Genomic DNA, 7,130 nt, shown 5'->3' on the forward strand with positions numbered 1-7,130 from the left:
ATGAAGCATGAAAGTGGTTTACCCTTTGCAATTGACAGATCTCGCGGCAAAGAGGAACAACAAAGCGTGGTGTTTTATGGCACGCGTCCCTTTATTCAAAGTGGTGAACTCAATGAAGTTCAAACCATTATAAGGGGACGGCATGACCGATTGGGGCGCCTTGTGGCACAAGAAGGAGACCGCGTTGAACGGGCTGATGCTTTTGTCAACAAAGAGACAAGGACCGTAACGTTAACGGATGGCAAGATTTATATCGCAGGCGATATTTTCCCCGTTGCACCCGCTGTACTCAACAATGTTGCCATGATTGGGCGCTTGGAAATTGGTGTGAAGCTGCAAAAAAAATGGATAACACACGAAGATGATCCAGAGCTATTGGGGCAAGTTGCCGGCACCTTAGCAGAAGGAGAGCCTGGTGCCGCACGCGAAACAGCACAGCTTGTTTGGGCACTAAAAGAGGATGAGCAGAATGGCACTTTCTTTCCCGTTTATATCTTGCAAGATGGTGTTCTGATTGATCAAAAATCCCCATCACTGCTTGAACCCGCCATGCAAGCCATTGCGACGTACGACCGCGCCCATGGACATTATATCGTGAGTGGCTGCCGTGTGAGCGCATTGGGAGCCAATAACGGTTGCCAAGTGTTTAGCATTCAAGAAGGAGAAGCCAATATCAATGGTTTCAAACGCAAACGCTTAGCGGCTTTGCGTCATGAAGAACTCGAGGACTTTTCGACAAGCGTTGTTCCAAGCGAAACGCATATTTTTGCGCCTTCAAAAGGGAAAACAAGTTTTACCTTTAAACCCTATTATTTTCCTATTGCTGATGTTCAGTCTCTTTTGTTGACAAAAGAAAAAACCGTTAACGTCACCCGTGGTGCTGTTGCCGCTGGGCGTGATGGGGTTCCTGATAAAAGCATCACCTCTTTTATCAAAATCGTTCAAGGAAGCAAGGAATTTAAAGAAGGCACAGATTTTAAAAAAACCGGAGACACCATTGATTGGGCACCGGTGGGAGACGAACCTTTAGCAGGGAGCAGCTATAAGGTGACTTATCGCTATCGTGCAAAAATCACGGCTGATAAGGTAACAGCGCAGGAAATTACAGTATCAGGTGGGGCGGAGGGTGGTGATATCATTGTCAGTTACACTTACAAACTCCCCCGCATTGACCGTATTGGTCTCAACACAGGGGGAAATGTCGTCTATATCAAAGGGATTTCTTCAGACCAACCCATGGCACCCAGTGTCCCTGATGAGGTGCTCTCTCTTGCCACCATTACCAACAATTGGCTTGAAACGCCGGTTGTGGTCAATGATGGCACACGGGTTGCCCCCTATGATGAGATGTGGCGCTATTTTCAACGGGTGCTTTCGCTTGACCGTCTCATGCAATTAGAGCGTATTAAAAGCAATGTTGACTCTAAAGAACCCGTTGCCAAAAAGGGCATGTTTGCAGACCCTTTTCTTGATGATAGTTACAGAGATGAAGGCTTTCAACAAACAGGTGCTGTAGGCAACGGCATTTTACAGCTTGCCATTGACCCAACATTCTATACTGCTCCTTTAAAAGCGCCTGTCACGCTTGACTGGACAAATGAAGTGATTATTGCGCAAGAGTTGACAACGGCTTGCGAAAAAATCAATCCTTATCAAAATTTTGCAACCTTACCTGGTACAGTAACCCTTGAACCCGCGACAGACTTTTGGCATGAACAGCGTACCGATTGGCTCTCAAGCGTGACCAATCAACTGAACATGGGATGGAACCGTGGGAGAAGCGTTCGTAAAACAGAAATCAGTGATGATTTGGTGAGTGCAACCCAAGAGAAAATCAATTTTTTAAGACAAATTACCCTTTCTTTCAAAATTGAAGGTTTTGGCAGTAGCGAAATCTTGGAAAGTCTTACCTTTGATGGTGTGAATGTTTTACCAAAAACAAAGCTTGTTGCCGATAGCAAGGGCACCCTTGAAGGCACTTTCACGATTCCACAAAACATTCCGGCTGGCACAAAAAATGTTGTGGCACGGGGGAAAGGTGGAACAATTGCTACGGGTCTTTTTACAGGGCAAGGCGTGATTGATGTGAAAGTGATGCGGCGCACCACCACGGTGAAGATCTGGACGCAAGTGGACCCACAAGCGCAAGTCTTTACCCCTGATGCAACACGGCAAATCACTGGAATTGACTTTCATCTTTGCAAAATCGGCAATCAGAACCATGATCTGGTGATTGATTTGGTCACCACAGAAAATGGCTATCCGACCGCCGATATTCAAGCGCAAAGCTTTTATTCTATGAAGGGCGCAAAGCTAGGGTGGGCAGAGGCACGCTATGATGTACCACTCCTTGTGATGGATGACCGTTTAACGGCTTTTGTCATTAAAACCGATGATGCTGATCATTCCGTCTCTTTAGCAAAGCTTGGAGATTTTGATGCAGAACACCAGAGATACGTCTCGAGCCACCCTTACGTGACCGGTCCACGCTTTTCTTCTGTCAATGCTAGGAGCTGGACCGCTCATCAAGATGAGGCTTTAGCTTTTAGGGTGCTGGCGGCACGCTACACACAAACAGAAAAAACCATTGATCTTGGCACTTTTGACCTTGTGGACTGCTCTGATTTGCAAGTACGCGCAGCCATTGAATTGCCTTCAAGCGATTGTTCTGTCATCTTTGAAATTGAACGAAACAATGGCACAATTTATCAACTTCTTCCCTTTCAATTGCTAAGCCTTACTGAATATATCAGTGAAAAGGTAAAGCTTCGCGCTATTCTCAAAGGCACCGAAAAGCTCTCACCCGTCTTGTTTGCTCCTGTTCAATTGATTGCGGGAAAGATCCATAAGGAAGCGACCTATGTCACGCGTGCTTTTGCCTTTGGGGAAAAAGCAAGATTGACCAGCTATATCAAAACCTTTTTACCAGGTGGTGCAACCTTTTCACTCGAGATGCAACTGGATGATGGTGCTTTTGTCCCTCTCACATTAGAGGAAACAGAGCAGTTATCCGAACCACTTTGGACAGAACGAAAATTTGTAAGCAGCGACAAAGGCGCCAAACAAGCACGCCTCAAACTCACGCTTACTGGTGGACCAGCAGCGCGGTCCATGGTGCGTGATTTTGGCGCTGGCATATTATAATGGGAAAATGAGAGATGACAAAAACCAAAAAACTCGACATGGAATTGCCTAAAGAAGGTCGTTTTATCAGTTCTGAATTCCCAATCTTGCGGGAAAACTTGACGAAAATTGATCAAGCCATTGCGGGTGTTGAGGACAAGGTAGACCAAAAAGCACCTTTACAACACACGCATACCATAAGCGAAATCACAAATCTAGAAAGCGCTCTCAATGGTAAAATGGCAGCGGATAAAACTTTCACTTTTGCCGATTTAAGCGATATCGAAGGCGCAAAAGATGCTGCCAACAATTATGTTCTCTATAAATCAAGCAATAATAACTTCACTTTTGGCAGTGCTGTCTCTCTATTAGGCGCACATCAACATAAAACCGAAGATATTGTGGGGCTCGATGATTTTAGAGCCAAGATCAATGAAGATCTCACAAGCTATGGACGCTTAGCCAGCCCAAATGAATGGCAGAATTATAATAAATTTACCAGCAAAGTGACTATGAGTGGTGCCTTAGAGCTTTTGGGCAATTCGTCGTTTAGCCTCATCCACAATGGTGAAATGGTTACCAGTTTAAGCACAAGCGGAAGCTTTCTTAAAGGACCTTTAAAAGTCGATGGTGATCTTGTTTATACGAAATCAGAAATAGATATTCTCAAGCAGGAAATTAAAAACATCAAAAAAGATTTGATTAATAAACTCATTATTGCCGATGCTGAATTGCTGTATACGCAAGATGGGAAAATTAAATGGCCAGATTGGGTAAGCAATAAAACCAAAGTTGAGATCCAAGCATGGGGCGGCGGAGGTAGTGGTGGTTCCTCTTGGTCTTATGGCGATGGCGGCGGCGGAGGAGGAGGAGGTTGTTCCGTGTGGTATGGCTATAAATCCAGTTTAAACGGGCATGAGGATATCATCATTGGTAAAGGAGGAACTTCTGTTGCAAAGCATGGTGCGACAGGAAACTCTGGAGGAACAACAGTTGTTGGAAAGAATTTTATTACCGCTACAGGAGGACATGGTGGTGGGGGTGCTTATTATAGTATATCAAAGGGAAATACTTATTACTATTCAGGTGCTGGTGGAACTGGGGGCATTGGTGGAAATTTTGGTTGGGCAACAGATGATCTCCTAGGACTTGCCAAAGGAGGAAATGGTTATGCTGGGACGAAAGGAATTGAAGGAATTGTAGGAAACAGAAGTGGTAACGGAGGTGATGCCGGAGGCGATACATCAAGGGGAGGTGGTGGAGGAACGGCAGATGGTAGCTTTCCTTCAGGAAAAGCAGGGCGTGGTTTTGGGGGCGGAGGTGCTGGTGCTAGTAGGGATGGATATGACAGCGGTGCTGGTGCTGATGGCGCTGTTCTTATAAGATTATGGAAAGAATAAATGGATGCACAAGTAACCAAGATATGACAGAAGTCAAATGGATAGCTGTTCTATAAGCAGGTTTATATGTTTTTAAGTCCTTTTATCGCTCTTTAAAAGCCCTTTGAAAGGGCTTTTTTTGACTGACAGTGTCAGGCTTATGGAGCATGGTGATGGTTGTTATTCTCTCTTCATTGATTTGGAGAGCAAGATGGCAATAGAATTTAATCATGGGATTCGCATTGTAGAGGCTGGTGAGGATTCCCGTCCTTTAGCAACATTTGATCAGACCGCCATTGGGGCGGTTGTTACAGCCCCTGATGCTGATAACCAAGTTTTTCCCCTCGACGAGCCTGTCCTTATTTTTAGCCATGAGGGTGAGAAAATCCAAAAGCTTGGAACAAGAGGCACAGCTCTTGATGTTATTAATGCTGTGTGCGCACAGGGGATTGAGGCACAAATTATTCTTGTGCGGGTGGAAGAAAAGTCAACCATTGCTGAGACACAAACCGAAATGGTGGGATCCAATACTCACTTGACCGGTGTGCATGCCTTAGCGCATGCGCGGGGGCATTTGGGTGTGGAACCTGGAATTCTCTTAGCACCGGCTTATAGTGCAGGGCGGATTGATAATGGCAAAAACCCTGTGGCAGACGCTTTAGAACAAGTGGCAGAAAAGCTACAAGCGATTGCGGTTTTTGATACGGGGGGTAAAAACACGCAAGAAAGTCTTGCCTATCGTGCAGATTTTTCCTCACGCTTTTGTTATTTGATTGATCCCTTTGTACGGGTGGCAAATCGTGAGGGGGGTGTTAGTGTTAAACCCGCAAGTCCTTTTGCAGCAGCCATGTTTATCAAACGTGACAAGCAAAAGGGCGGTGTTTTTTGGTCTCCTTCCAACCAAGATGTGCATGGCATTTTAGGGACAGCACGCCCGATTAGCTATTTTGATGGCGAAATCGATCATGAGGCTAATCGCCTTAACCAAGCCGATATTGCGACCTTTATTCCAGCACGGCTTAGCCAAAATGCGCATGGGCAAATGGCTGCCAATGGGCGCATTTTATGGGGAAATCATACCACCTCCAGTGATCCACTTTGGCGCTTTGTCAATGTGGTGCGCACCCGTGCAGCCTTGGAAAAAACGATCATTAACAATTTGCGCCCTTGGGCCAATGATGAAAACCTTACTGGTCAACATGTCATTGCTATCACCCGCTCTTTGACCAGCTTTCTTGATGATATGATTGCGCGTGGTGCACTGCTTGGTGGGCGGGTTTGGTTTGATCGTGATTTAAATTCCAACAGCAATTTACAACTGGGGAAATTGCGGGTGGAATTTGATGCAGAAGAAGTGCCACCTTTAGAAGATTTGAGTTTCGGCAGCCGGCGCAATAGCGCTTATTTTGACCGTTTGGCGCAAGATATCCAAAAGAAAATGACTTATCAATTTGGCGATACGCTTGAAACTTATCGCAAAGCAGCAAGGAGTTAAAGCATGACTTTACGCATTGTACGCGGTTTTACGCTGATTGTTGATGATGATGTGAATCTTCACCTTGATCTTGAAACCCTCAAATTACCTACGTTGGAAGAAATCACTGAAACTTATCAACCAGGGGGCTCTGATATGCAGATTGATGTGAGCGGTCTTGGTGTCAAAGCCCTTGGCTTGCAAATGAAAATCCGCAGCCATACCCCTGAGGTCATCGGTATTTTTGGTGGTCCTCCTGGGCTTCGTCATAAATTCACAGGCAAAAAACATGTGATCTCTGAAGAAGATGGGCGTGAGCATGAACATTCCATTGATGTGACAGGGCGGTTGGTCAAAGTTGATAGCGAAGGCTTAACGGCTGGAAAAGCGACAGGCTATGATTGCGAGATCAAAAATATTTGGGACTATACGGAATTTTGGGATGGTTCTGTTTTGCACCGCTTTTCTTTTAAACGGGGCGGCTGGCTTGTCCGCAATGGGCAAGAGATCGGTTCTCGCCGCCGCTCTATTCTCAACTTATAGGAATTGATCATGACAAGTTTACAAACCAGCATTGACGTGGAATTGCAGGTTCCGCTTCCTTATCAAGATAAAGGTGGCAAAGAATCTCTCTGCAAGAAACTGACCTTTTATCGCCCCACTTTTAAGCATGCCAAGCAATTAGCGGTGCTCATTGGACCACAATTGACAGAGCTGCTGCTTCCTGAGTTTGGAGAGCAAAAAACAACTTTGAGCAATGATGTGCTTATCACGAAGCTTTCTCAAGTTTTGTTCACAAGTGAGGCAACAGAAGGCATCACAGCACTTTTGGCTGATATGTCACATGAATCTATTGAATTGATTGATCGAGTTGATGTGATGGATATTGTCGCAATATTGAAGGCTTTTTTTGCTTTTTTTCCGCAACTCCAATCCTCTCTGCCGGACAATTTGGGGCAGAGCTAGCCCTTTATTATCACTGGGCGCCTTCAGAAATTAACCAGATGGATTGGCTGGATGTGATTGCTTATCGAGAAGAACTCGCGCGCCTGAAAGCTCAAGAATATGAAAGCCATAAGTTAGGATAAGAGACGATCATGGATGTTTCTCTTGTTGTGCGTTTTGTTAATCATCTGCAAGAGGGGATCGCTTCT

5 protein-coding genes are annotated in these 7,130 nt (G+C 45.3%); all 5 read left to right on the top strand.

Annotated features, from left to right (window positions below; translation table 11 throughout):
* The 5 genes from ACFIM6_RS07650 to ACFIM6_RS07670 all read left to right on the top strand — a co-directional run bounded on the left by ACFIM6_RS07650 (position 1) and on the right by ACFIM6_RS07670 (position 6,942).
* Complete coding sequence (locus ACFIM6_RS07650; protein ID WP_375612334.1) at positions 1–3,144, top strand: DUF4815 domain-containing protein; 3,144 nt, start codon at positions 1–3, stop codon at positions 3,142–3,144.
* Between the two features lie 14 nt (positions 3,145–3,158).
* Entirely contained in the window at positions 3,159–4,523 is a 1,365-nt protein-coding gene (locus ACFIM6_RS07655) for a Bgr_08870 family protein (RefSeq protein ID WP_375612335.1), read from the top strand.
* Between the two features lie 190 nt (positions 4,524–4,713).
* A complete protein-coding gene (locus ACFIM6_RS07660; protein ID WP_375612339.1) occupies positions 4,714–5,997 on the top strand; it encodes a phage tail sheath C-terminal domain-containing protein in 1,284 nt (427 codons plus the stop codon).
* Positions 5,998–6,000: 3 nt separating this feature from the next.
* On the top strand, positions 6,001–6,519 hold the full coding sequence (locus ACFIM6_RS07665; protein ID WP_375612336.1) for a phage major tail tube protein: 519 nt from the start codon (positions 6,001–6,003) through the stop codon (positions 6,517–6,519).
* 9 nt (positions 6,520–6,528) lie between these two features.
* Positions 6,529–6,942, top strand: coding sequence for a hypothetical protein (locus ACFIM6_RS07670; protein WP_375612337.1), 414 nt, complete (start codon positions 6,529–6,531; stop codon positions 6,940–6,942).
* Positions 6,943–7,130: the final 188 nt, after the last annotated feature.

The organism is Bartonella sp. AA9NXGY (assembly GCF_042196845.1).
Taxonomy (GTDB): domain Bacteria; phylum Pseudomonadota; class Alphaproteobacteria; order Rhizobiales; family Rhizobiaceae; genus Bartonella.